The 23486-nt window shown below is 49.5% G+C and carries 22 protein-coding genes; 8 read left to right on the top strand and 14 right to left on the bottom strand.

Translation table 11 applies throughout. The annotated features are described in order from the left end of the window. Nucleotides 1-50: 50 nt before the first annotated feature. The 4 genes from ACI955_RS07425 to ACI955_RS07410 all read right to left on the bottom strand — a co-directional run bounded on the left by ACI955_RS07425 (nt 51) and on the right by ACI955_RS07410 (nt 1672). Entirely contained in the window at nt 51-383 is a 333-nt protein-coding gene (locus ACI955_RS07425; RefSeq protein WP_415243102.1) for a DUF3301 domain-containing protein, read from the bottom strand. A 39-nt stretch (nt 384-422) separates the two neighbouring features. Then, entirely contained in the window at nt 423-731 is a 309-nt protein-coding gene (locus ACI955_RS07420) for a hypothetical protein (protein WP_415243101.1), read from the bottom strand. A gap of 13 nt (nt 732-744) precedes the next feature. After that, nucleotides 745-1125, bottom strand: coding sequence for a PH domain-containing protein (locus ACI955_RS07415; RefSeq protein WP_415243100.1), 381 nt, complete (start codon nt 1123-1125; stop codon nt 745-747). Nucleotides 1126-1210: 85 nt separating this feature from the next. Beyond that, a complete protein-coding gene (locus ACI955_RS07410) occupies nt 1211-1672 on the bottom strand; it encodes an acyl-CoA thioesterase (RefSeq protein ID WP_415243099.1) in 462 nt (153 codons plus the stop codon). Nucleotides 1673-1976: 304 nt separating this feature from the next. On the opposite strand from ACI955_RS07410, the gene ACI955_RS07405 reads away from it, so the two are divergent. The 5 genes from ACI955_RS07405 to ACI955_RS07385 all read left to right on the top strand — a co-directional run bounded on the left by ACI955_RS07405 (nt 1977) and on the right by ACI955_RS07385 (nt 6665). After that, on the top strand, nt 1977-3335 hold the full coding sequence (locus ACI955_RS07405) for a hypothetical protein (protein ID WP_415243098.1): 1359 nt from the start codon (nt 1977-1979) through the stop codon (nt 3333-3335). A gap of 287 nt (nt 3336-3622) precedes the next feature. Further along, nucleotides 3623-4573 carry a peptidoglycan DD-metalloendopeptidase family protein gene (locus ACI955_RS07400; RefSeq protein WP_415243097.1) on the top strand — a complete coding sequence of 317 codons (951 nt, stop codon included), beginning with the start codon at nt 3623-3625 and terminating at the stop codon, nt 4571-4573. Continuing rightward, complete coding sequence (locus tag ACI955_RS07395) at nt 4531-4923, top strand: bactofilin family protein (protein ID WP_415243096.1); 393 nt, start codon at nt 4531-4533, stop codon at nt 4921-4923. The genes ACI955_RS07400 and ACI955_RS07395 overlap by 43 nt, the downstream gene beginning before the upstream one ends. Before the next feature lie 145 nt (nt 4924-5068). Next, the gene (locus tag ACI955_RS07390) at nt 5069-5641 is read left to right on the top strand and encodes a PhnA domain-containing protein (RefSeq protein ID WP_415243095.1); all 573 of its coding nucleotides are present in this window, start codon (nt 5069-5071) and stop codon (nt 5639-5641) included. Between the two features lie 166 nt (nt 5642-5807). Further along, nucleotides 5808-6665: a PA4780 family RIO1-like protein kinase gene (locus tag ACI955_RS07385; RefSeq protein ID WP_368374915.1), complete on the top strand. Its 858-nt coding sequence runs from the start codon at nt 5808-5810 to the stop codon at nt 6663-6665. A gap of 48 nt (nt 6666-6713) precedes the next feature. Here the strand turns inward: ACI955_RS07385 and ACI955_RS07380 are convergent, their stop codons facing one another. The 3 genes from ACI955_RS07380 to ACI955_RS07370 all read right to left on the bottom strand — a co-directional run bounded on the left by ACI955_RS07380 (nt 6714) and on the right by ACI955_RS07370 (nt 11315). Then, entirely contained in the window at nt 6714-7424 is a 711-nt protein-coding gene (locus ACI955_RS07380) for a hypothetical protein (protein ID WP_415243094.1), read from the bottom strand. 239 nt (nt 7425-7663) lie between these two features. Continuing rightward, on the bottom strand, nt 7664-10099 hold the full coding sequence (locus ACI955_RS07375) for a TonB-dependent receptor (protein ID WP_415243093.1): 2436 nt from the start codon (nt 10097-10099) through the stop codon (nt 7664-7666). 190 nt (nt 10100-10289) lie between these two features. Then, the gene (locus tag ACI955_RS07370) at nt 10290-11315 is read right to left on the bottom strand and encodes an AraC family transcriptional regulator (protein ID WP_415243092.1); all 1026 of its coding nucleotides are present in this window, start codon (nt 11313-11315) and stop codon (nt 10290-10292) included. A 158-nt stretch (nt 11316-11473) separates the two neighbouring features. Between ACI955_RS07370 and ACI955_RS07365 the strand changes: the two genes are divergently transcribed. Beyond that, complete coding sequence (locus tag ACI955_RS07365) at nt 11474-12565, top strand: SMP-30/gluconolactonase/LRE family protein (protein WP_415243091.1); 1092 nt, start codon at nt 11474-11476, stop codon at nt 12563-12565. 19 nt (nt 12566-12584) lie between these two features. On the opposite strand, the gene ACI955_RS07360 is transcribed toward ACI955_RS07365, so the two are convergent. From ACI955_RS07360 to ACI955_RS07345, 4 genes are all read right to left on the bottom strand, one after another. Beyond that, nucleotides 12585-13208 (bottom strand): hypothetical protein, encoded by a 624-nt coding sequence (locus tag ACI955_RS07360; RefSeq protein ID WP_415243090.1) that lies wholly within the window; start codon nt 13206-13208, stop codon nt 12585-12587. Nucleotides 13209-13247: 39 nt separating this feature from the next. Continuing rightward, nucleotides 13248-13406 (bottom strand): hypothetical protein, encoded by a 159-nt coding sequence (locus tag ACI955_RS07355; RefSeq protein ID WP_415243121.1) that lies wholly within the window; start codon nt 13404-13406, stop codon nt 13248-13250. Nucleotides 13407-13699: 293 nt separating this feature from the next. After that, nucleotides 13700-14542, bottom strand: a complete 843-nt coding sequence (gene fghA, locus ACI955_RS07350; RefSeq protein WP_415243089.1) for an S-formylglutathione hydrolase — start codon at nt 14540-14542, stop codon at nt 13700-13702. Nucleotides 14543-14592: 50 nt separating this feature from the next. Beyond that, the gene (locus ACI955_RS07345; RefSeq protein WP_415243088.1) at nt 14593-15717 is read right to left on the bottom strand and encodes an S-(hydroxymethyl)glutathione dehydrogenase/class III alcohol dehydrogenase; all 1125 of its coding nucleotides are present in this window, start codon (nt 15715-15717) and stop codon (nt 14593-14595) included. Nucleotides 15718-15839: 122 nt separating this feature from the next. On the opposite strand from ACI955_RS07345, the gene ACI955_RS07340 reads away from it, so the two are divergent. Next, on the top strand, nt 15840-16715 hold the full coding sequence (locus ACI955_RS07340) for a LysR substrate-binding domain-containing protein (protein WP_415243087.1): 876 nt from the start codon (nt 15840-15842) through the stop codon (nt 16713-16715). A gap of 123 nt (nt 16716-16838) precedes the next feature. On the opposite strand, the gene ACI955_RS07335 is transcribed toward ACI955_RS07340, so the two are convergent. From ACI955_RS07335 to ACI955_RS07325, 3 genes are all read right to left on the bottom strand, one after another. Beyond that, nucleotides 16839-17222, bottom strand: coding sequence for a nuclear transport factor 2 family protein (locus ACI955_RS07335; RefSeq protein WP_415243086.1), 384 nt, complete (start codon nt 17220-17222; stop codon nt 16839-16841). A gap of 121 nt (nt 17223-17343) precedes the next feature. After that, nucleotides 17344-18222 carry an SDR family NAD(P)-dependent oxidoreductase gene (locus ACI955_RS07330; RefSeq protein WP_415243085.1) on the bottom strand — a complete coding sequence of 293 codons (879 nt, stop codon included), beginning with the start codon at nt 18220-18222 and terminating at the stop codon, nt 17344-17346. 37 nt (nt 18223-18259) lie between these two features. Further along, entirely contained in the window at nt 18260-20893 is a 2634-nt protein-coding gene (locus ACI955_RS07325; RefSeq protein ID WP_415243084.1) for a TonB-dependent receptor, read from the bottom strand. Nucleotides 20894-21187: 294 nt separating this feature from the next. Between ACI955_RS07325 and ACI955_RS07320 the strand changes: the two genes are divergently transcribed. Further along, the gene (locus tag ACI955_RS07320; RefSeq protein ID WP_415243083.1) at nt 21188-23473 is read left to right on the top strand and encodes a TonB-dependent receptor; all 2286 of its coding nucleotides are present in this window, start codon (nt 21188-21190) and stop codon (nt 23471-23473) included. Nucleotides 23474-23486: the final 13 nt, after the last annotated feature.

The following is a 23486-nucleotide window of genomic DNA, read 5'->3' as shown; positions in this document are numbered from 1 at the left end:
TTGGTTAGAATAAGGTTTTAGGGTGGTGCGTGAGTGCAGGGTATTTGTGATTAGTGGAGTATATCGTCGGGAAAACGATGTGGTGCTAATTGAAAGCCTTCTACGCGATTGCCTAGGGTAATCGCACAGCCTTTGTAACGCTCATGACCTGTGGTAGTAAATTCAAAGGTATAGCGACGCCAGAGCTGAAACTCGCCTTTGCGGTTACGCTTAAACCACACTGAGCGGAGGGCGACATGGTCATCTAGTAAGGATAATTGCTGCTGTTGTAAATGCTGACGTGTTGCTCGCAGTGCAATTTCGCGAGTGCCTTGTGCCCGCCAGAAGTAGGCGAGGACTGCGCAAAACCCAAACAGCGCGGCGACGTCAAAAAGATCAAGCATATTTGAAATTCCATTTGCGGTCAGGGGATGTGATGGTATCTAGAATATCCATGCAATTAATAACCACAGAATAAGGAAGAAACCAAAAAAGCCACTGAGTATGAATTGTAGCTCTCCCAACAGGCCGTCACCTGAGGCAACGGCAAATATAATAAGGGTGACAACGGTGACGAAAAACGAGGCAACGGCAGCACCTTTAAGATCGAGTCCGGGGCTGAAATGCTGGTCAATGAAGGCAGTAGCCAAGGGTAGAAAGAGCATGACGGCCACCACCAGTAAGCCCAGCAGGACTGCGCAGATGATTACGATTTTCCAGACTTGACTGTCTTTATTGGATGGGCTGTTCATGATATCTATTAGCTCATCCAGCGTCGGACTGGCGTGCTTTCACCAAGTCGCGGAATACTTCTGGTCTGGGCATGCCGTGGACTTGAATTTCCGGGTTGTCGCCAGCGGTATATACAGACAGGGTGCCAACGCCAAATAATCGGTTGAAAAGAGACTGCTTGATTTTTACGGTGCGAATACCCGATACGTTCAGCTCGGTGCGTTCTTTGCTTAGTAAGCCCTGCTCAAGAATAATCTCGTTGTCGTTAATTTCCAGCAGTGTTGATTTACATTTTAAATACCAGACCATCAGGATCAGAATCCCTATGGCTGCGGGAATTAGAATGACAGCAAGGATGAATCCCAGCGGATTATTGCGAAACATCGCGGGGTGTTCGGCGTAATGGCTAGTCACCGTATCGCTCTCTCTTTAATAGGGATTAATCCTCGTATTCTACACGGATTGCCTTGCCTTGCATTGGCAGCTTATAAAGCGAAAATCAATCGTCTGCCCGCGGCGGTATCACTGCGACGCCATAAGCTTCGTCGAATTCTGCTGGCATGCGGCGCGGCTTACCGTTGCTCATGCGAACGCATACCAATTGCCAGTACCCGCGTAATAAGGTCTTGCCATCAGACCTACGCTGCAGCTGAAAGCGGCGCTCCATTGTGAGTTTGTGATCGTTAGCTGTTAGCCAAGTGGCCATGACGCACTCTTGGCCAGCGTAGGCGGAAAGAATGTAATCGTAGTTGGCACGCCGAATCACCATGGCGGCATCCAGTGTTCTGTATTCTTCTAAACCTAGGCCAAGTTGGAGCGAGTGTTGCCAGCCCACGTTCTGGCACCAGCTAACATACACGGCGTTATTAACGTGGCCGATGAAGTCTATATGTTCGGCCTGAACGCTAAATCCAAGGGTGAATGGGGCTGGAAAGTCCCAATTCAGCGTTGTGTCCTGCATAAGGTAGTTTCCAATGAAATCGCCATTATTCACTAATAAGCCCTTAATCGCGATTCAGTTGGGGCGAAAAACCAGTTGCCACTAAGGTGAAGTCTGTATGCTCTCGGCCTTTTTTAGGCTCACCTAAGATCTGGCGCTTCTCGGTTTTCCCTTACTTAAACTATGTCTCATTTTTGTTTTACTGTCCTCACCATGCGCAGCAGCATGAGTATTGTGGTGAGCTCGTTTCTAGCTTTGTCGCCAGACGTGTCATTTTAGTAAAAATATCAGCGAATTTTTTGCGCTTAATAACGGAGTATTTAGTATGAATAAAGTGTTTCTTAATAAGGGGCTTTTAGCATTAACCCTCAGCGCCGGCTTGGTGTTGACGGGCTGTGGTGGCAGCGGTGGCGGTGGCGGTGGCGGTAGTTCTGCAGGTGCCGGCGAAGAACCTGTTACTTCTAGTTATTCTGAAGTAGATGGTCCTTTAGACGCAGTGCAGCAACCGCTTTCTGAACAGCTTTTGGCTCCAATTGTCGCCGGCACCGCAGGCACACCGCTTGAAGTGCCGGTTAGCTGCGTTAGCTCATTTGTGGTTACCGATGTGTTGGATATCTTAGACTCGGTGTTGGTTAACCTTGATCCTGACACGCTACAAAGCGATCCTGCGGCCTTGTTTACTGGCTCTGCCGCTGGCTTCCAAGCAGCCGTCACCGAGCTTGCGGCGGACTTGCCGATAGTTCTTGCATCACTTGCAGGTGAGAGCTGTTCAAGTGACAACAGTGGTGGAGAGTCATCTGACCCATTAGCTGCGCTTGCTGGTACTCCTCTGGCACCTTTGGCCGACGCTCTGGCACCAGTTTTGGCAATGGCTAACGGCGGCGGTAGTGGCGAACCACCAACGCCGTCAGTGTTGCTGACTATGCTTAGTGAAGCGTTTAGCGACGGCTTGCAAACTATTTTGGCGCAAGATCCATCTGGGCAAATTAGTGGCGCACCGGTTTTAGGCGGATTGCTGACTACCTTGGACACAGCCTTAAGCGACTTGGCTGCGACTGGCGTTGCACTTGAAAGTATGGATACTGACGCGACGTCTACTGCGCTTAGTGTGACCTTAGAAAACTTGCTGAACGGTTTATTGATCGACGTTGTGCCTATCGGCTTTATCGAAGAGCAGGCTGGTCAAGGTACGATTATTAGTAGTCAGATTAAGGCTGGAACTGCAGCACTGGCAGGCTTGTTAGGCGGTAACTTTGGTTCGCTGCCAGGTGGCGGCTTTGAAAATCCTGTAGAAGACTTGTTCGGTCCTTTAAGCGACACCTTCCTAGCTGGTCTGCAAAGTGCCTTAACTGACGGCTTGGCCGGCGGTGGTGGTGGATCCAACGCAGTTGGTTTCGATGCCTTGCTAGAAGCACTTGCTCCACTGCAGGCATTGTTGTCAGCAGGCGGTAGTGCCGGTACTGGCGATGGCTTGACGGGTACCCCTCTAGATATATTGCTGACTCCGCTGGTGACAGCCTTAGACGGTGGCGGCGCATGTCCATTGGCTGGCAGCCCACTTGATCCACTTTGCAGTGTGGCAACTTCATTGTCAGATGCGCTGGCACAAGACGGTGATGCAGATCTGCTAGGCGCGCTTCAAGATTTACTTGGTAGCTTGTTCGGTGGTTTGATTCCCGCTTAATAGCGTGTTCGAGTGTTCGATTTAAAGCGGCCTTTTGGCCGCTTTTTTTGTTTCTAAATACCCCTTCGTGATGGAATTGACCCAGTAGCTAAGTGAGTTTTTACTGCACAATTTGCATCCACTGCGTAGTAATATCATAATCGTCACTGCCGTGCTGACCTGTACATTCCTTAGGTCTCGAAAAACGCAATCATTATTGAGTCGTTGGTGGATGTTGTTTAGTATTAATTTGCCCTTAAAAAGTAGGTCAGTCCTGTTTGCTGTACCGGCACATTTAGAGAACTAGAATGCGCGATCATTATAGGATAACGATTACTAATTACAGTGGTGCTAAGCACTACACTTTGACCCAATTAATGCGTCGTTTTTTGGCGGGTTTTGGTGTTTTCCTTGGCACTTGTTTTTTAGGCGGGTTTTTAGCCATCCTTTTTTTAAGTACCCGTTTAGCCACCTTGAATGGGGAAGTGACTGATTTACAGCAATATCAAGCAGCGATTAAAAAAGAAAACACCGTCTTACTCAGTGAGCAGCAACAACTGAAAGAGTCAGTTGAAGAAAAAGTGGCTGCACTGTCCATTATCAGCGATGAGCTTGGCTCTATTGAAACCATGATTGGTTTGACGCCCGGCCCCGATGTGGCCTTGTATGAGCGTTTAGACACCGCGAGTCAAACAGCGTCAGAGAAGCATGCTATGCTCAGCGCCATACCGAGTGGCTACCCCCTTGCAGACGCTCACGTAACAAGCCGTTACGGGATGCGCAATCATCCTATATTAGGGAAAATGGCGCTGCATGGCGGCGCAGATTTGCGAGCCGCCGTGGGCACCCCTGTTTATGCGACCGCAGATGCGGTGGTTGAATTAGCGGGCCAGAGTAATAGCGGTTTCGGTCGAATGGTTAAGCTAAGTCATAATTTTGGCTTTGTTACGATATTTGGTCATTTAAGTAAAGCGGCGGTTGCCAGTGGTGACTATGTGCGCCAGGGCGACTTAATTGGATATTCTGGCAATACTGGATTGTCTACTGCGCCACATCTGCATTACGAAGTCAGATATTTGCATCGACGCTTGGCTCCGGGGCCCTTTATGGAGTGGTCTTGGGGAAATTACGATGTACTTTTTACCCGCGAGGAGCAAATTAAATGGGATTCACTGGCAAAAACACTAAGAAAACCGACGGCAGTTCCAGAACGACAGTGGTCGCAGTTGGCGCCACGTTTACCGGCGACATCCAGCTGAATCATGACTTCCACCTTGATGGGCTTATGAAGGGTAGTTTGATTTCAGAGAATGACGTGATTGTTGGTACAGGTGGTCGTTTTACCGGTGATGTTAAAGCAAAACGGGTATTAGTGAGTGGTGTACTGGACGGCAAAATAGATGCTGATCGTCTCGAAATCGTTGCCTCTGGGCAGGTGAGCGGCGAGATTAAAGTGCGTGAACTGGTGATCGAGTCCGGTGGTCAGTTTGTCGGCGCTAGTCAGGTAAAAAAACATGATGCCCCGCGCCTGACCTTTGTGAATGAGGGCGCAGCCACAGATAGAGACGCGGCGGTATCTGTTTCTGCTACTGAGAATCAGACTGCGTGATTTCCTGAGCTGCTTATTATGGGCTGCGTTGCAGCACCGTCTAATCTCCGGCTCGCATCAATAAGTTTTTTACCTTTTCGGTTCTTTTAAGTCGTTTCTGCTGTCGCTAGGCTTTAAAATACGCCGTTTCCACAACGGATATCTTATGAATACCGAGCAAGCTTTAATGCAGCGCAGCGATTCTCGCTGCGAATTATGTGCATCCATTGAACAGCTCGTGGTTTTTGCAGTGTCTCCTTATGATGATGCTGATCATAGTCAGTGTGTTATGACGTGTGTGCAGTGTCGCGATCAGTTGGCGGCGGGCAGCGAATTGGATCCTAAGCGCTGGCATAGTTTGAATGACACGGTGTGGAGTCCTATTCCAGCCGTGCAAGTATTGTCATATAGATTGTTAAAACGCTTGGCGGCGGAGTCCTGGGCGCAAGATTTGCTAGACATGGTGTATTTAGATGAGGAAACCCAAACTTGGGCGGATGCGATCGATACGCCGGTGGACGATGATGATCCAACCCTAGATGGCAATGGCAGTCAGCTATTTGCAGGCGATACGGTTGTGCTGGTAAAGGATTTGGATGTTAAAGGCGCAAGTTTTATTGCCAAACGTGGCACTGCGGTGCGCGGTATTTCGCTGACTAATAATCCTGAGCACATCGAAGGCCGAGTCAATGGTACGCGTATTGTTATAATTAGCGCTTACGTCAAAAAATCTAATTAGAATAGGCTGAACGGCGTTGCCAATATTGGCCGATGATATGTCACACTACTTTGTGGCACTGTAGCCTAGGGCGATGGCCTAAATGTACTATGCGCTTCATAGTGGTTAGATTTGCTGCTGAAGTGTCGATTTATCCGGTTTTACCCGGAATAACGTGAAGGACATAATGAAAACCCCAAAACGCATACAACCGCTGATTGATGATGGCATTGTGGATGAAGTACTTCGACCATTGATGAGTGGTAAAGAAGCCTCTGTGTATGTGGTGCGCTGTGGCGAGGAAATTCGCTGTGCGAAGGTGTATAAAGAGGCGGCACAGCGCAGCTTTAAACAGGCCGTGCTATATCAAGAGGGACGCAAGGTTCGCAATAGCCGCCGCGCGCGGGCTATGGAAAAAGGTTCTAAATTCGGCCGTAAACAGCAGGAAGATGCCTGGCACAATGCAGAGGTCGACGCGCTATACCGATTAGCGAGAGCTGGCGTTCGAGTGCCGCAACCCTATGGCTGTTTTGACGGGGTGTTGCTTATGGAGCTGGTCACCGATGAAGAAGGTGGCGTGGCGCCGCGTTTGAATGACGTATCCATGCCTGCCGAGCAGGCCTGTGAAGATCATGCGCTAGTTATGCACTACGTTAAGCTAATGTTGGTGGCGGGATTAGTTCATGGCGATCTGTCAGAATTTAACGTCTTAGTGGATGAGTACGGCCCCGTTATTATCGATTTGCCCCAAGCCGTTGATGCCGCGGGGAATAATAACGCTGAAAGTATGCTGCATCGCGATGTTAATAATATGACCGAATACTATGGTCAGTTTGCCCCCGAGTTGTTAGAAACTCGCTATGCCGATGAAATGTGGGCCTTATATGAAGAAGGCGAGCTCACCGAAGATACCGAACTAACAGGCCTATTTGAAGACAGTGGCGAAGCCGCTGATGTCGATTCTGTACTGCTGGAAATCAAGGCGGTGATGGAGGAAGAGGCCGAGCGTCGCGAGCGAATTCGCGAAGCCAACGAGGACGATTAACGTTTCTTGCTTATCTTGGGCTTTAACAGTCAACGCTCGGAGATAACCTTAAAACCGCTTGATGATATTCAATCCTTGTTGATCGAATCTGAGAGTCAGAGTGCCATCGCGGCTGCGCCTTAATTCATTTAAGTCGCGATTTTGGATGCTCAGATTAGTGAGGTTATTGCTACCTTGCTGTCCCCTTACTCGCTCCGATTCGCTGGTTTTTTCTTGAGTAAACTTTGCTGAAATAAATTTCTTCCACAGACTTTGTTTATTGTCATCTGCGGCGGCGTTGCCGCTGGCGGCCATCATGCAGATCGCTATGGCTGCGGCTTTGATCAATTTTTTCTGCAGTTGTAGCCAGTGTGTCAGGCGAATTGGCGTGATGACTTGCTGTTCAATTAATACCTCCCCAAGACGACGATGTTGGCGGCTGTGCTCGGCCAATGCTGAGTCCAGTTGTGCAGAGCTTATTTCGCCACTGGCTAGCAGCAACTGGCCTAATCTAAGCTGTAAGGCTGGATTCATACTGCCGTCAGACTTAAGGGCGAGCGTGTGCTTAGTAAGCTTTTCCTGCAGCTTAAGTATGGTCCGCCTTTCGATATCACTGAGTTCATGACGCTGAACAAGTATTTCGCCAAGGCGACGTCGGCTCCAGCGCTGTGCCTTTAAGGCGTGCTGCAGTGTGCCGGGAGTAATAAAGCCACCGGCGACTAACAGTTGTCCGAGTGAGACTGGATTGGCCCGGACAGAGCCAAGTTTTGTAGGGTGCATCGATTTACGACTCCTATTCCGGCAATGTGTCGGAATGGATAACTGCAAATACTGTTATATTGGCTCCATTGCCTAGTTGTATTCAATACGTAAATGGCGCAACTAAAGTAGGGTGTCGACTTGCTTGGGAGGGGCTAACAGTCTAATCGTGGCGGATTTTTAGCGGTATTACGCAGGCACGCTTCCTTGCGTGGCCTGCTGTGGTAGGAATATTAGCGTCAGCGTGCTGACGCTAATATTTAGAAGCGGTAAGTCACTTCGGCGCCAAAGGTGCGTGGTGGACCAGCCAGATAATTGTCGTGACCAAAGCCGGCTTGGAGATTAATCCCGTAGCTATCGTATTCCTTATCCATTATGTTTTTAACCCACAAGGATACTGAATAGCTGTCGTCGCTTGCATGCCAGCTAGTGCGTGCATTGAATAACCAGTATGCACCTTGACGAATTTCGCCATAGCCGAATTGGTCGTTATAGGCGCTATACCACTGCTCATCCTGGAAGTTGCCATTCAAGTTGGTGGTTAGATAGCCGGCGTCCGTTTCCCAAATGTCATAATCCACCGAGATGCTATAGTTAAGTTTGGGCGCAGAGATCAGCTCATTGCCACTCAGATCAACGCGGTCGTCGGCATCAGCAATGGTTTCGGTATTAGCTAGCGTCAACTCTGTGAACTCGGTTTGCAAGTAGCCGAAACCAATTTGCAGGGTGAGCTTTTCTGTTAGGCGTGCCCAGAACTCTGCTTCGGCACCGGCAATTTTTGAGCTGCCGGCATTTTCTAGGAAGTTAGAAAAGCCAACTACGTTGATGAATTGCTGGTCGGTATAGTCATAAGAAAACAGGGCGGCGTTTAAGCGCATACTGTTATCTAGTAGGTCGGCTTTGAAACCGACTTCAAAAGCATCGATATACTCTGGTGATGCGTAAGCGGTTTCAATGGGGCGGGCAAGATAGTATGCGCCGCCGTTGAAGCTACCACTGCGGTAACCGTGACTAGCACTGACGTAGACCATGACATCATCGTTGATGCGGTAGTCCAAGCCGAGTTTGCCGGTCCATTCGGCTTCGTCTGCTTCCAGCGCGGGCGCTGAATCGAGCGTGTAGGGACCGTGTGTGTAGCCAATATTCTGTAGATTCGCTAATAAAGTAGGGTCACCGAGAATATCGACTAGTTGTGATTGAGATAGCGGGAGTGAGATATACGCGTCATCTACGCCGGTATTGTTGCCCGGTACATAGGTGCCTCTTGGGCTGCCGTCGTAACCCACTCGGGAAATATTAAAGTAGCTTTGCTCATTGCCGTCTTTGGTATAGCGCAGGCCTAAATCCATACCCAAGCGATCGGTGAAATCAAAGCGCATTTGAGTGTAAGCCGCCAAACTGTCTTTTTTGGTTTCCATGCGCTGATCTAGCATGCCGAAGTCGAGTAAGAACGGGTACTGCTGGGCAGTATCCGGTTTAGCAAAGCCAACACGAAGATCTGGCGGAGTGTCGAAAATATCGTAGACGTTGTTCATATACTGGTCTTCATATCCGTAGTAGACGCCGGCGATGATGTTAAACATGCCGTCGAATTCAGATGCGAAACGCAGATCTTGGCTGTAGCCGATGGTGTTAGAGGACCAGGTGATGGTCAGCAAATCGTTGGGCGAGCCATCGGTATCGGCTTTCTGGTAGTAATCGGCATCGTAATAGGAGCTTACCGAGGTAATAGAGTAATAATCGCCTGCGAAAGTGACCGTCAAGCCAACGATATCAGTGTTAGTAATAAGGGCGCCGACTTCATTGGCCTCGGTTTCATGAAAGTCCAAATTACGACTTTGGCGCGAGTAGGCGTTATAGTCAGAATTGGGAGCGCCTATCAGATCGGTTCGACCTTCATTGCGCGCGGGTGTGCTCAAGGCATCATTGCCCGACACGGTGTATTTAAGTACCGCATCCCAGGCATCGTTTGGGGCGAAATGCAGGGCAAGGCGACCGCCTTGGAAATCGGTTTGCGCGCCATTTGCGTCGCGGCCAACAATTTCTGCGTAACCTTCATCGCGTTTAAAGCTCAGTGCGCCGCGCGCCGCTAAAATGCCGTCAATGAGTTGAGTTTCGGCACCGGCTTCAGCGGTCGTTGCGTTGAAACTACCGACACCCAGTTTGATGTAGTTACTTGGATCATCATTGAACTGAGGGGTGCGGGTGATGATATTGATGGCGCCACCGGTGGTGTTTTTACCGTATAGCGTACCCTGCGGACCGCGCAGTACTTCTAGGCGCTCGATGTCGAAAAAGTTAGCACCGTGACTATAAACTGGAGCGAGATAGGTTTCATCGACATAAACGCCGATGGGGCTCGCCTGGTTGGAGCTGTAGTCAGACATGCTGACACCGCGAATGGCGAAGATAGGTTGAATATCACCGTAGGGGCCGCTGACCTGCATATTAGGCACTTGCGCAGAGATATCGCTGGCGTTCTCAAAGCCGTATTTGTCCAGCTGGGTGCTGGTTAAGCCGGTAACTGCGACCGGTATATCTTGGGTGCTCTGGCTGCTCTTTTGCGCGGTGACCAAGACTTCTTCCAGCATTGGGGCTGCAAAAGCACTGTTCAGAGAGCTGGCAATAGCGAGACAAATACCAGTGTGCAATAAGTGCCGGCGGCTCTTATGCGGTGACAAGCGACGTTGCAGCATGGACTGTTCCTTCAAAGTGGTGATCGGTTGGTATTATTTAATAATTTGATCATGCGATGATGCCGAAACTCAGGTGTATTAAATTGTCATTTGACGACCAATTTTTGCCTTTTGATGACTTTCGGGTCGGTTATTATTCACGTTTGTATAATATGTATCGTCTATTCGCGATAGCGAGATAGCGAGTAGATCATATTTCTCGTTTTATGGTCGTGTGTAGTGACTTTCGATATGCCTTGGGTGTGACACCAAACCAGCGTTTGGCCGCTCGATTGAATGAACTTTGTTCCTGGTACCCTAATAAGCCTGCAATTTGTGCCATCGGCATGCCATGCTCGGCGAGAAAGTTTTGCGCATCTTGCTTGCGTATTTCGTCTACCATTTCTTCAAAGATATGGTCTTCGTCCTTTAGCCGGCGTTGAAGGGTGCGCTGGTGCATAAATAATTCTTTTGCGACGGTTTTAATATTACAGCACTGGGCGGGTAGTAAGCGGCTAATTATAAATTTGGTTTGTTCAATAAAAGTGACGGGGGAGCTGCTGCCTTTTTTTATGACGTAGCTGGCGATAATGTCGCGCTGGAAGGAATCCGCTGTGCGAATTGGGAAATCAAATTGTTCTGGCGTCAATACTAGGGCGTTGCACTCCTGATTAAAGAGCACCGGACAGCCGAAGTGGCGATTATAGATTTTTGCATCCATTATTCTGCTGTGCCGAAAAAGTATCGCTTCGGGTTTTTTGCGATTCTCAGTGAGCATGGCGTGGACGTTTGCCATTAGACCGACCGACATCTCGGTGGTTTGGTGGCGATAAGGATAGTCATCCACATTGATATTGAGCATGAGGCGTGGGAAGTTGGGTGCTGAGGTATCGTCTAGTGACAGGGTGATAGCTGGGCTGTGATGAGCGATATAGCGGGTAATACAAAACAGGGCGTCGCGAACCGTATTTGACGCGCGTGCCATAATGGCAATTGGGCCAAGGGTTTCTAAATTTTGTTTTCTAGATAAGCGTAAACCGAGGTCGGGGCACGCTAGTACGTCCGCGCTGGTTTCAAGCAGTTGCATCACGCTATGGAAAAATATCAGATAGTCGAGATCGTTGAGTCTCTCAGGGTCAATATTGAATTGCCGCAATAAGGGCTCGGGATCTGCGTTTAGCTCTTGCACTAGTTCTGGGAAGCCGCTCAGAGCCGAAGATCGTACGAGTGGGCGCATAGGTTTATATCCATAATAAATACTAGCATGACTGTCGTCAAATGCTAAAATTTAGCATAGCGGCATATCGCTCATAGCGCTAGTCGTTTTGACTGCGCCATCAGACGTGTGTTTCAGTGGATTAATAGCATAAAAAATAACACAGCGAGTAGCATGTAATGGGACGTTTTTTAGGTGTGGCCAGCATTGTAATTCTAATTTTAGCCGCTGCTGTATTGGCTCTATATATCCGTTCACCCCTTGAACCCATAGTATTTGATCCTCCAAAAGGCGGATCATTGACGGGAGAATTCGCCGTCAATGAACGTCTAGCTGGGTTGGCCATTTACTTGGAAAACCGCGGGACCGGACCCGAAGATATTGTGAAAGGCCCAGATGGCCACTTTTATGCGGGCTATCAAGATGGCCGAATTATCCGTTTTTCGGTGAGTGAGGGGCGAGCTGTTGAGGGCTCCATTCAGGCGTTTGTTAACACCGGTGGTAGACCTCTGGGTATGCAATTTGATGGCGCAGGGAATTTAATTGTTGCCGATGCTTTCAAGGGCTTGTTATCAGTATCACCCAGCGGTGAAATATCTACTCTTGTCGATTATGCCGATGATTCGACTCTGCGCTTTATTGACGATGTTGATATCGCCGATGATGGCACCATTTGGTTTAGCGATGTTTCTACTCGTTTTGGCCTGCATGAATATATTTACGATTTAATAGAAGCTACTGCGACAGGCCGTCTGTTGAGTTTTACGCCGTCTAACGGTCGGCTTCAAGTGCATGTGAGTGACTTATACTTTGCCAACGGCGTGGCACTAGGTCCCCACGATAGCTGGGTATTGGTTAATGAGACAGGTGCTTCGCGGGTAACGCGTTTGTGGCTTAAGGGGCCTAAGACCGGTAGCACGGATGTTTTTATAGAGGGCTTGCCAGGCATGCCTGACAATATTACTTTCAACGGTGTTGATACCTTTTGGCTGGCGATGCCGGCACTACGGAGCAAGGAAATTGATGCTTTGGCAGAGTATCCTTTTATTCGCAAGTTACTCGGTGGCTTATCTGTCAGCCTACTCGTTCCGACTAGTGACTTAGGCTTTGTTGTTGGCCTTGGTTTGGATGGCACAGTGACGTCTAACTTACAGTCTATGAGCGGTGTTTATCACACCATCACTAGTGTAAATGAGTACGATGGTTATTTATGGTTGGGTAGCTTGGCAATGCCGTCGATAGGTGTTCTGGCTTTACCGGTCGCCTATTGACGTTTTTATGCATGCTGCATTAGAGCGTTATATTTGCAAACAGTTGCGAGGCTGCGGAATAAATAAAACCGACTCTAACATTAGGAAGAGTCGGTTTTATTTTAATCTTAAATATTTTTGTGCGCGCCAAAGGAAATTGCCACGGTGTATTAACTAACAATGGCAAACGCGTCTTTGCGTTTATAATGCTATTGCGGTGATAGCTGAGGAGAAGTGAAGGCCGCTGGCCGCCGACATTTTCGGCTACAGTATCAATATTAGCGTTAATATTGGGATCGTAGATGTCGTCGGGAACTTGCTCATTCGCGTTCAAGTCACCTTCGTAGAGATAGATGGAAGTGCCGCTGGCTTCACTGCAGGCATTAGTAGCAATCACGGCATTTTCGACACGGCCGGAGATCGTGCCTACCTCAACATTATTTACAAGACGCAGCGCTGGACGCAACAGATAGTAATCTGAGTTTACTGGTTTGGTTAAGCCCTTGCGCAAGACAAAGTCGATGGTGAAGTCAGCGTTGCCACCGGCGGGTACGGTGAATCCGGTGTTAAGCTGCAGCGAGTGCGGCGTGCCATTGTTGTTGGAATTGCCATTCTGCTGGCCGAGTATATAAAGGTTCGTCTCGTTGCCGCGCTCGGGTAGCACTGTAGAGTTTGGGAATCCGCCGGTGACGAAAATACGCAGCTATTGATAGTCGCCGGCGGGCACTACGGCGTTGGAAATAATCGGGTTGGCTGCATTGCCGGCGAGAGCAAGCAGGTTGTCTATAACGGCGGGTTCATCGAATGTCAGGTTCGCAATGTCGCCATTGGCTGGTTTGAGATCGATACGGCTAAAGCTGATTTTTACGGCATCAATATCGTCGACAGGGGTATCGGTAACAGAAAACGAGGCAGTTGATATGCTGCCTCCGCTGCTGGAGCCACTGCAGGCTGTTAGTAGTGAAAGTCCAAGGCCGGCTATCAGTGAGTAGCTGGCAATTCGCTTAAGCCTATTATTGATCAGATATTACTTCAAACAACCACACGTAGCAGCAATCATTTTAGCTATGGGGAAAAATCATATCGCTACGTATATAGGGATGTAATGTGAATGAAAAATTGTGACTCTTGTCAATGATTTAGGTTCTCTTTAACTTAATGGTTTAGTAAGTGCGCGGCATGAAAGCGCAGGTGCTCTTCAATAAAGCTGGCGATAAAATAATAGCTGTGGTCATAGCCGTCGTGGCTATTTAGCTCTAGGGGATAGCCACTGACTTTGGCTGCCGCGGAAAGACACTGGGGTTTTAATTGTTCTTCCAAAAACGGATCGGCATTGCCTTGCTCAACTCTGGCGGGGACAAATCGGCGGGCCTTGCGCATGAGTTCGCTGGCGTCGTATTCCAGCCACTGGGTTTTATTGTCGCCCAAATATTGGGTGAATACCTTTTGCCCCCAGGTGCAATTTGCCGGATTGCTGATGGGGCTGAATGCCGACACTGACTGGTAACGCAGCGGATTTTTCAGCGCAATCGTGAGTGCGCCGTGACCACCCATCGAGTGGCCTGAAATTGAGCGCACATCAGAAACCGGAAAGCTGGCTTCTATCAGCTCGGGTAATTCTTTCACAATATAGTCATACATTTGGTAATGACGATTCCACGGCGCTTGGGTGGCGTTAACGTAGAATCCGGCGCCTTTGCCCAGATCGTAAGCCTCGTCGTCGGCCACGTCGCCGCCCCGCGGGCTAGTGTCTGGCGCTATGATGGCAATGCCGAGTTCGGCGGCAATGCCTTGCACGCCGCTTTTTTGCATAAAATTTTCTTCGGTACAGGTTAAACCGGAGAGCCAATACAGCGCCGGGACCGGTGTGCTCGCTGACGCCTGGGGAGGCAGATAAATAGCAAAACGCATATCGCAGTTCAGTACTTGGGAGCGGTGACTATATTGTTTATGCCAACCGCCAAAACTCTTATTACTGCTAATGTTTTCAATACTCATAGGGTCTTACACTACCCCTGCGGGGCAATGTCCTCTTGGTGATGGCTAATTTAGTAGTGAATGACTGAGCGAATACTTTTGCCTTCATGCATTAGTTCGAATGCTTCGTTGATGCTTTCTAGCGGCATGGTGTGGGTGATGAAGTCGCTGAGTTTAAATTCGCCCGCTAAGTAGCGCTCTACGTAGTCGGGTAATTCTGAACGGCCTCTTACGCCACCGAAGGCGGTGCCGCGCCATACTCGTCCGGTTACTAGTTGAAAGGGACGGGTAGATATTTCTTGGCCCGCGCCGGCTACCCCGATGATTACCGATTCCCCCCAGCCTTTGTGACAGCATTCTAAAGCTGAGCGCATGGTATTGACGTTGCCAATACATTCAAAGGAAAAATCTACACCGCCATCGGTTAGTTCTACAATGACGTCCTGTATTGGCTTGTCGAAGAGTTTGGGGTTAATGCAATCGGTAGCACCGAGTTTTTTTGCCAATTCAAATTTAGATTCGTTTATATCGATGGCAATAATACGGCTGGCTTTTGCCATAACTGCGCCGATGACAGCAGATAAGCCAATACCTCCTAGACCGAATATGGCAACGGTATCGCCTTCTTTTACTTTTGCGGTGTTCATTACTGCGCCCATCCCAGTGGTGACACCGCAGCCCAGTAGACAGACTTCTTCTAACGGTGCGCTGGGATTGACCTTCGCTAGCGATATTTCTGGTAATACCGTGTATTCCGAAAACGTAGAGCAGCCCATGTAATGAAAAATAGGCTGACCGTCTTTATAGAATCGCGTAGTGCCGTCGGGCATCAGTCCCTTGCCTTGGGTCTCGCGAATTTTTTGACAGAGATTGGTTTTACCCGACAGGCAAAATTTACACTCGCCACATTCCGGCGTGTACAGGGGAATCACATGATCGCCCACCGCGACACTGGTGACGCCTTCACCGATTTGTTCAACGATACCGCCGCCTTCGTGGCCAAGAATGGTGGGAAAGATGCCTTCCGGGTCGTCACCAGACAGCGTAAAGGCGTCGGTGTGGCAGACGCCAGTGGCCACGATACGAACCAGCACTTCACCGGTCCTGGGCAGCATGACGTCGACTTCTTCGATTTTTAATTCTTGGCCGGGACCCCAAGCGACAGCGGCTTTGGATTTTATAAACTGGTCTGACATAGTGTTGCTCCGCGAAATGTACCGGTAGGTGGCGATGATCTTTTTATCACTAGCCATTATAATTGTTTCTTAGCTGAGAATAATGTCCGTAATATGCAAAATACTTTTACTGGGTGGTAATAATGGCGGCTTGGGACGGCGTTAGCGAGTTTGTCGCGGTAGCAGAAACTGCGAGTTTTACGGCGGCGGCAAAACGTCTTCGTCTCTCTGTGGCGCAGATTAGCCGCCAAGTCGCTGGCCTAGAGGCGCGTCTCAAGGTTAAATTATTTTATCGCACTACCCGCAGGGTCACGCTGACCGAAGCCGGTGGCGTTTATTATCGTCACTGCAGTCATGCCCTTGAGGGCTTGGATGATGCCGAAAGAGCTGTTTCCGATCTCCAAGCCACCCCCCAAGGCAAAATAAAGTTAACCGCGCCGATTACTTTTGGTGAAGAGCGGGTGATGCCGCTGATCAATGACTTTATGGTGCTACACCCTCAGTTAGAGCTAGAGTGTCAATTAACAAACCAGCTAGTGGACATCTTGGCCGATGGCTATGATCTGGCCATTCGCCTCGGCCATCTGCAAGACTCCAGTATGATTGCCCGCAAGCTGTCGAGTCGTGAGCGCTATGTTTGTGCGTCCCCAGACTATGTCGCTCGTTTTGGCGCGCCTCATACCTTGTCTGAACTCGATCAGCATCATTGCTTAGTGGGCGGAGCGGGCTATTGGCGTTTCTTAGAAGGTGACAAAACACGAAGTGTCAAAGTAACTGGTCGCATGCAGTGTAATAGCGCTTACGCCCTCGTTGATGCTGCTCTTAAGGGCTTGGGGCTTATCCAAGTGCCAGATTACTATGTGCAAGACTATATTCAGCAAGGGCGTTTGCTAACGGTATTAGATCCCTATTGCGAGCCGGAAGAGGGTATTTGGGCCTTGTACCCCTTCAACCGACAGCTGTCTCCTAAGATTAAAATGTTGGTGGCGTATTTGGCCGAGCATATGACCGGGGCGTGAGTTGGCGGTTTTTCGCTACAGCGGATTATGTCAGCGCTGTGGGCATATGATTGTTGAGATTTGCATCTCGCCTCGATCACTCTGGTGAATAAAGGCGTCCTAGTTCGTCGGTTTTTTTATCTTTTACGCGCTCTCTAGCATCTCACGCATTTTTTCTTTAATCAGATTAATGGCCTTATACGGACGCAACATAACCTTAAAATCGATAATCTTGCCGTCTTGATCCCAGCGGATCATATCCACGCCATTGACCTGTATGCCATCGACCACGACCATAAATTCTAAGATAGCATTGTTGTCATCGGCGACCTCACGGACATAGTGGAAGCTGTCATTGAGCAGGATGTGAAACGCGGCACTGAGGTACATTTTAGTGATGTCTTTGCCGACTTGCGGGGTGTGTACCACTGGTGAATGGAAGGTGGCATTGGCGGCGAGGATGTCGTCGAGCTTGGCGATATCTCGTGAGGTGATGACGTGATGCCAGTCGGCGAGGTGATTAGTCATTTAGGCTTCTCTATTAGATTTTTATCGGGCAATCTTAGCAGAGATTGGGGCGATGTTTGTAGTCTTACATGAATTGAGTATGCGGGGCTTATTAGGTCTAATTTGCCCCGCAATACATGTTTTAGCCGTGCAGACCGTGCTCGATAGGACACTCGCCGCGGGCCAGTTTTCTGGCGCGTTCCACCAGCGTGGCTTCCATGGCTTCGCGGCCAATCATAATAACAAAGTCATCCTTGCGGATGCCGTCGAGGGCGAAGGCCGCGAGTTCGTCCAAGTCTTGAACTGGCAGTTCAACACCGATATCTTTCATGCCCTTCATAAATTCATCAAAGGTCATTTCGCCGCCAGCCGGAGCGGGTTTTTCACGCGCCAATTCCTCGGGACGATTGCGGCGAGTGGTCCAGATACCGGTGGGTAAAATACCGCCAGAGGGGTAGAAGATGCAGGCGCGGAGTTTGCTTTCCTGGCCAACTAATTGCGCGTTCAGGCACTCGGTCATAATCGAAACGCCGGCTTTGCTTGAGGCATACACTGACTGATCGGCCAGTGGTGAAATACCGCCATCGCCTGAAGATGTGTTCATGATTAGGCCCGGTTCGCCTGACGCCAGCATGCGTGGGACAAAGGCTTGAATGCCGTGGGCAACACCGCGTAAGTTAACGCCCAATACCCAGGCCCAGTCATTGGGGGTGGTGTCCCATACATTGCAATTGGAAACGCTGACGCCGGCGTTATTGCAGAGAATATGACAGGCACCAAATTCCGTAAATACCGCATCGGCTAAGGCATTGAGGGACTCGGGCTTAGACACGTCAGTGACAATGGCACGCACTATACCGCCAGCGGCGCCGAGTTCGGCCGCGGTTTTGTCCAGCGCCTGTTTTTCTACATCAGACAAAACAACTTTTGCGCCACTGGCCAAAAAGGCCTTGGCCAAAGCCCGACCAATACCGCTGGCGGCGCCAGTCACAACAACGACTTTATTGGTGAAATCCTGCATTTTTTTACTCCTGCTTCCGTGGTACTAGGGTTTATTATTAATAGGTTTTTCTAATGTCGATACCGAACATGCGCGGCTCGCCATAGGCTTGGTTGTAGATCCCGGAGGAATCGGCAACCGCGACAACGCCGATGCGATAACGCTCATCACTCAGGTTTTTTACCCAGCCAGATACAGTGGTGTCCCCCGCCGGATTCTGCCAAGACAAGCGGGCATCGATCAAGGCGTAGGCCGGTTGCCCTGCCAGCTCTTCATCCTGTTTAAATATAGCGTAAGAACCGGGGTCAAAACCGTAAAAAATGGCGCTTTTATAACTGACGTCAATGCGTGGGGTTAACTCGCCAAAATCGCCAGACCAGGTGTATTGCACGCCGATAGAAGCCGATTTATCCGGTGTAACTGGAAAGGTTTCATCAGTGCGGTCAACCAGTTTTTCTTGGCCGATAACGGCGGCTTGGAGATCGAGTTCGGTAAATTCCAGATAGCGATAATTATTGATGCTCAGTGCGGCATTGAATGCCAGCGCCGGCAGTGGCAGCCAGTTAATTTCAAACTCTGCACCACGAATTTCTGATTTACCGGCATTACTAAATACCACTGCAATATTTTGTTGCGAGTCGGCGCCCACTGCGATTAATTGCTGGTCGTTAAAATCCATGGCATAAAAAGCGGCATTTATACGCAGGCTGCGATCAAAGGCGTCTACTTTAAAACCAATTTCGTGATTGGTGACTACCTCGGGTTCGATTTTTTGTAGACCATCTATGCCGCGCGGCTCAAAGAAGCCAGACTTAAAGCCCCGGCTCCAGGTGGCATACAACATGCTGCTATCGACAAAGCTGTTTTCCAGCCATCGCTCTGGCAGCGTGTATGACACTGATAGCATCGGGGTGCTTTGGGTAAAGACTTCCTCGCGAGCTTCCTTGCGAAAACTATTGGGGTTGACTGGGTAGTCGAGCAGGGCGTCACCGTTGGCGTCTGGGAACAAAGCGGCAGCAATACTGACTGGGTCATCGCGCCAGCCTAGCGGCCCCAGATAAGGATAAAATCCCTCTGCACTCGGACCAAATACACCTGCTGTAATACCGTTACCGAAGAGGCCACTTCCGGTTATGCGCGCGCCAATGGCGTCCATATCCGCTTCTAGCGTGGTCAGTTCAGATTCGCGTCGCTCGGCGGTAATACGAAACCCTAGGGTGATTTCTAGTTGTTGAGTCAGATCGAATGAGCCTTGGGCAAATAGGGCTGCAGTGGTGTTGGCAAGATCAAATTCTGAGGCAATTAGGGGGGCGCCAACAAAACCAATTAGCGGTATGGTGCCGCCGGAAATCGGTCGCGTGGGCTTTTCACCTAGGCCAATTTCACCCACGGTTTGAGCGTCCAGGCCTCTGAGTGTATTAGTGATGGTGAAGTCTTCGGTATTGGTCTCATGCATTAAGAAGAAACCGGTGGTGTAGTTCAGGCGCTGGGAAAAGGCGTCACCATTTAACTGAAGTTCGAGGCTATAGGATCTACGGTTACTGTCCTCGGTATTCACATAGCTGCCCCACAGTGCTGGGCCGCCGTCGGTGTCGCTGGACTGAATGGGGCCTTCTTTTTCACCACGAAGACCGATCACGGTTTTAAAGCTCAAGCTGTCCCTAATTTCCCACTCGGTGGTCGCTGCGAATAGCAGGGTGTCGAGTTCTTTGTTCAGCTGGGCATTTTGGCCCTGATTAGATTTAAGGTCACCTAGACGTTGGCGAGAATTGCTTTCGCAGTTTTCCCGAAATGCCGTCAAATTGCTCGGGTCGGTATCACCGGGGTGGGCGACCCATAGTCCTTCGATATACAAGGCGTGATTACTTGGCACATTACAATTGGCGCCGGGAAAGTTTTCGCGCACCTTACCCAAAAAGGCTTGGGTATCGATACTGAAGGATTCGTTGGCTTCCCAGCGGGTCTGGAATAATAGGGATTGGCGATCAATCGAGCTATTACTTCGACCGCTGGAAATATCCTCTATATAGCCTTCATTTTTATTGATGTTAACCGCGACGCGACTATAAAAGGTGTCGCTGATGGGAATATTAATTGCCGCTTTTAGGTGTCTTTGACCGACGTTTCCCGCGCCAACATCGATATAAGCTTCGTTACTGTCATTGGGTTTGATTAGGCTGACCACCAAGGCGCCGCCAGTGGTATTTTTGCCGAATAGCGTGCCTTGTGGGCCGCGCAATACCTGAATGCTCTGTACATCGACGGTATCCAAAAGCTGGCCGTCAGAGCGAGGCAGAAATAAATCGTCTAAATACACGCCCACAGCGGGGTCAACCCGGGCGAAGCCGGTGCGCTCGCCAATGCCACGAATATAAATTTGATTGGCTTGGCCCTCGCGAATTTCTAAGCTGGGAATTATCTTAGTCAGTTCTTTGGTATTGCTTATACCTCTGTCAAGCAAGTCTTGACCAGTGAGGGCGCTGACAGCAATAGGGATGGTTTGCATGCTTTCACTGCGCTTGCGGGCGGTGACCAAAATCTCTTCTAAGGTACCGCTGCTTTTATTGGCAAAGCTGCTACTTGGCATCAGCGCTGCGGTAAGTAGCGCTGCAATACATTGATAGGTGATTTTTGATTTATTTTGTCTGGCGGTGGATAAGCGGTAATGCCTTAATTGATTATTGTTATTCAAAATATGTTGACCCCGGTTTCGGCTTGTCGGGGCGCGGGCGTCCCAACAAGCCAATAAAAGTAACTGCAATATACTTTTACACTATAGTGTAAATATAGCTCGGGTACATGTTATTTCACCGCCACCAAGCACTTAATTTGTTTAGATGCCTAGGGCAAGCTTCCGGTCGAGGTCGGTATATTCGAAAGCCGCACTTAATTAATTGCACAATTAGACAAAAAAGTAACACAGTGTAATACTGAAATTATAGCTTCACCAATCGCATATCAATAATAAATAATAGCGAGGCAAACAATGCAGAAAGTCCTGACCGGCGCGCTAACCCTCAGCGCGCTTATGAGTTTATCTGTGCAAAGTATGGCGCAGACCGAAGCCACTGCTGGCAAGAAATTACAGCTGGAAGAGGTACTTGTTACTGCCCAGAAACGTATGCAGTCTTTGGCCGACGTACCGGTTTCGGTAACCGCATTTGACGGTGATAAACTGAAAAAAGCCGGGATTGAAAACCTTAGCGATCTGTCTGACTACACGCCTAATTTTAAGATGGTGGAAGGCGGATTACTGCCCAATGTATATATGCGCGGCGTTGGCTCTGGGTCTAATCAGGGTTTTGAGCTGTCGGTGGGTATTTTTTCTGATGGTGTGCATTTGGGGCGGCCACACCAGACCCGCGGAGCCTTTATGGATCTTGAGCGGGTGGAGGTGTTGCGTGGTCCGCAGTCGATCTTGTTTGGTAAAAACGCCATAGCGGGAGCTTTGAGCCTGATCTCCGCCAAACCCGGTGATGAGCTGGAATCGTACTTCAGTGGTATGACCGGTGGCCCTGACGATATTCAGGAATTTTCAGCAATGGTTTCGCTACCAATCAGCGATAGCTTTGGGGTGCGGGCGGCATTCCGGAGTCGCGATGAAGACGGTTATATGTATAACGAAAATCCCGCGCTGGACCGAGATGAGCCAGGTGTTGAAGAGTTTTCGGGGCGGATTACTTTTGGCTGGGATCCCACTGAGGCCATTAAGTCGAGCTTAAAGGTAGAGAAGACCAACCGAGTGCAGCGCGGTCGGCAGTTTGAAACCAGTCATGCCAGTGCGCTTACTGGCTGTAGCGGTGAGAATGTCACACTCGATGGTATCAAGAATACCGACACCGAAGAGTTCGCCGAAATTGATAATTATAACGTTACCTTAAACGTGGATGTTGAATCTGCGGCGGGTACGTTTACCTCGGTAACGGCGGCCAGCGGCTTTGATTCTGAAGATCTGTTCGACGGTGATTCCAGCAGTTTCAATACGGTGCCTTTGCTGGGTATGGAAGAATACGATCAACTTAGCCAGGAATTTCGTTTTACCTCTCCCGGTGGCGAATTTATGGACTATATTTTTGGCGCTTTTTATCAGAGCAGCGAAATGGTCTTTGATGAGTCTACGCCACTGGTGGTGCGCAATGGAGCGCTGGCAGACGCTGGGCGCGATCCGCTTGGCTGCATGATTAATATGCAAACCAATGTGTCTGCCGATCTCGATAAAAACTTTTATATGAATAGTGATGCCTGGTCTGGTTTTGTGCAGTTGACGTTTAACTGGAGTGAAACCCTGCGCACGACATTAGGCCTTCGTTATGTGCGTGAAGAAAAAGAAGGGTTTAGAGAGCTGTTTCTGTATCAATCAGGTACTCGTAATAACGTTGATCCAGTGACTGGCGCTGTGCTGTCGGCTCTTAATATAGAGGCTCACGAACTGCACCGTATTCGCGACGTCGGAGTCACGCTGCCATCACTTAATGTGCAGTGGAATGCCACTCCAGATGTGATGACCTATTTCACCGCAACCCAGGGTGCAAAGTCTGGCAGTTTTGACGCCCGTAATAATAATGCCAGCGAAGGGCCTGGCGGCGGCGGTACTAATTTTGAGTTTGAAGACGAACTAGCCACGGCCTATGAGCTTGGTGCCAAAATGGCGCTTGCGGACGGTGCGGCAGAATTGAACTTTGCCATTTACCACGTCAAGTACGAGGAAATGCAGGTAAGTGTGTTCGATGGTGTTGCTGGCTTTGTGGTTTCCAATGCTGGTAGCGCATTGACCCAGGGTGTCGAAGTAGATAGTCGCTGGTTGCTCAGTGAATCGTTTATGTTGACCGGTTCACTTGCCTACTTAGATTTTGAATGGTTGGATTATCGAGAAGGTCCCTGTGTGGCCACTGATGATGAAGACATTTGTGATTTAACTGGTAAGCAAAATCAGCAAACGCCCAAGTGGAGCGCGTCACTCTCTGGTACGTATAGCGTTCCCCTGAGTAGCAGCGTTATGCTCGATTTCACCGCTGATGTCTCGTATAAAGATCGCCATTTCACCTCGGGTGATCTTGATCCCCGTGGCATTCAAGATGCCTATACCAAGGTTAATGCCCGCTTGGCAGTGGGCGAGATTAATGGCCGCTGGTCACTGGCTTTAGTAGGCAAAAATCTTAGCGATGAGATGACAGTGGGTATTGGCTCGCCCACAGTGCTAGATGTGGGCGGATTCCGTGGCACACTTGAACCCTTGCGATCCTATTACCTTGAGGGGCGCGTGCAGTTCTAATTAATGCTGATGA

Source organism: Zhongshania sp., assembly GCF_047636175.1.
GTDB lineage: Bacteria > Pseudomonadota > Gammaproteobacteria > Pseudomonadales > Spongiibacteraceae > Spongiibacter.
This window is presented reverse-complemented; position numbering and strand designations above follow the sequence as displayed.